This is a genomic window from Persicitalea sp. (assembly GCF_041751555.1).
Classification (GTDB): Bacteria; Bacteroidota; Bacteroidia; order Cytophagales; family Spirosomataceae; genus Persicitalea.
Genome location: NZ_JBGSXF010000323.1, coordinates 1 through 2340 on the forward strand (window position 1 = coordinate 1; position 2340 = coordinate 2340).

Genomic DNA, 2340 nt, shown 5'->3' on the forward strand with positions numbered 1-2340 from the left:
TTCGCCGATACGGCAATTACGCATTTGTGGAAAGATGGCCTTTTTGTCCGGGAGAAAGGAGATCCTTACTACGAAGCCAAGCTGGGAACGGGAGATTTGCTTTCAGGCTTGTTGAAACTTCACCTTATAGTAAAAGGTGAAAACATTGACCCTTCCACGGATTGGAGTTTTTAACCTACACTCGCCGGGACGAGTACCTTGCCAGGAATACCATACAATACGGTAGGCTGAGCGCGCAGCTGTCTTTATTTTGATAAACCAAAAGCTCCAAACCACCCTATGGTTTACTGGAATACTTTCTGCAAAACCCTTTTTATATGTTTGCTTGCCGTTGGTCTGGTAGCTAAAAGCGGCCAACCGAAAACCGATCTCCCCGCCAGCGTTCCGCCTGACCAAGCGCTGGCCACCTTCCAAATCGCCGATGGCTTCCAAATCGAAATGATCGCCAGCGAGCCGCTCGTGGCCGATCCGGTGGCGATGGAAATCGACGAAGCGGGCCGGATGTACGTAGTTGAGATGCACGGCTACCCGATGGACAAGAGCGGTTCGGGCAAGATCAAATTGCTTTCGGATAAAAATGGCGATGGTAAGATGGACGAAAGTACTGTTTTCGCCGAAGGGCTGGTGCTGCCTACCGGAATTCTGCGCTGGAAAAACGGCGTGATTGTGACGGACGCGCCCAATGTGCTGTACCTTGAAGATGCCGATGGTGACGGCAAAGCCGAAATCCGCGACACCCTGTTAACAGGCTTTGCCCTTTCCAACCCGCAACACAACCTCAATAACCCAATTCTGGGCCTGGATAACTGGATCTACTTCGGCCACGAGTCGGCCATCACTACCCAGACTTTCAAGGAGGAATTCGGTGACCGGGGCGGCGATGTACACTACCCTCATCGCCCAAACAGCCCACGGTTGCCCGAGAATGCGCAGGGGCGCGGCGTGCGGCTGCGGCCTGACCGCGCGGGCCTGGAAATGCTCTCGGGCAAGACCCAGTTTGGCCACTCGTTCGACCGTTGGGGCCGCTACCTGGTGGTCGGTAATGCCAACCACGCCATGCACGAGGTGATGGCCGCCCGCTATATCAACCGCAATCCCGCCCTGCTACTGTCCGATGCCGTCCAGTCCATTTCCAACCACGGCAATGCCGCCGAGGTGTTTCCCATCACCAAAAATCCGCTGGATCAATTGTTGACCGACGTTGGCGTGTTCACCTCCGCCTGCGCCACCACGGCTTACCAGGGCGGGCTTTTTCCAGCTCCTTTCGACCGAGTCGCCTTCGTGGCCGAACCCGTCAGCAACCTCATTCATGCCGACATGCTAAATGATAAAGGAGCAACTTTTACGGCTAGTCGGCTTTACGAAAACAAGGAGTTCCTGGCCTCCACCGACGCCTGGTTCCGACCCGTCAACATGTTCACCGGACCCGATGGGGCCATTTATGTGGTGGACTACTACCGCCAGATCATCGAACACCCCGAGTGGATGGCCGACGATGTCATCAAATCCGGTGCGCTTTACAATGGCACCGACAAGGGCCGCATCTACCGCATCACGCCCAAAGGAACCCCGAAGGCAACCTGGGCCAAAGACCTGAAAGCCAAGCCACTCTCCAACGCGCAGCTCGTGCAAAAACTTGCAGATCCCAATATCTGGTGGCGGCGCAACGCCCAACGGATGCTCATCGACCGCCAGGCGACCGCTGAAACTGACGCGCTAACGAACATGGCGACCACCCACGAAAGTCCGCTTGGTCGGTTGCATGCGCTGTGGACGCTGGAAGGTTTGGACAAGCTTCAGCCTGAATTACTGTTTGCCGCTTTGAAGGATAGGTCGTCCGGCATTCGGGAAAACGCGATAAGGTTGGCTGAACCTTTTATCCAAAATCCTCAAATCCAAACACAGTTGCTGACTATGACGGACGACACCGACCCGAAAGTACGCTTTCAGTTGCTCTGCACGCTGGGATTTCTGGACAGTCAGGAAGGCGCCAAGGCGCGGGAGAATGTGTTGTTCAAAGATTTAGGCGATAAGTGGGTGCAGATTGCTGCCCTCTCCGCCCAATCTTCGGCCCAAAGCGATTTGCTGAGCCGGGTGCTGAGCCGTTACGAAAAAGACCAACCCGCTTACGGCGATCTGATTGCGCGGCTTAGCACCATGACAGGCTACGGCGGCAGCGCGGCTGAAATCGAATCGGCCATCGAGAAATCGCTACAACCGTCGGGCGAAAAAAATGCGGGTTGGCAGTCCGATGTCTTGCAGGGATTGGCCCAGGGTTTGAAGCGCAATCCCAATGCAAAAACCTCCCTGCAAGGAATGCAAGAAAAGCTGATGAATGCC

At 55.3% G+C, this 2340-nt stretch carries 1 protein-coding gene; it reads left to right on the forward strand.

The window, feature by feature from the left end; translation table 11 throughout:
• Positions 1 to 321: 321 nt before the first annotated feature.
• Positions 322 to 2340, forward strand: a 2019-nt coding sequence (locus ACEW8P_RS11640) for a PVC-type heme-binding CxxCH protein (RefSeq protein WP_373513251.1), incomplete at its 3' end; no start/stop codon positions are given.